Below are 245 nucleotides of genomic sequence, written 5' to 3' on the forward strand. Positions count from 1 at the left end.
GTCGTCATCGCAGCGCGTACTGCTGAAAAAGTTGGTAAAGAGATTTTATATGCGCATCAAAACCGCCACAAAATTGAATTAGATATCGAGTCGAAAGGGCTTGATGGACTGGTCACGCGTATTGATCGCTTTAGCGAAGAGCTGACCATTGAAACCCTAAAAGCCAGCTATCCAAATCACTCGTACTTGGGTGAAGAGTTTGGTATGCAAGAAGGTCGCGGTGAAGATGCTGACTGGTGCTGGAT

The 245-nt window shown here is 46.1% G+C and carries 1 protein-coding gene; it reads left to right on the forward strand.

Annotated features, from left to right (window positions below; genetic code table 11):
* Positions 1-245: inositol monophosphatase family protein (locus tag AAEZ06_RS28020; protein WP_350617444.1), on the forward strand; the 245-nt coding region annotated here is incomplete at both ends.

Source organism: Pseudomonas sp. HY7a-MNA-CIBAN-0227 (genome assembly GCF_040310325.1).
In the GTDB taxonomy this organism is placed as follows: domain Bacteria; phylum Pseudomonadota; class Gammaproteobacteria; order Pseudomonadales; family Pseudomonadaceae; genus Aquipseudomonas.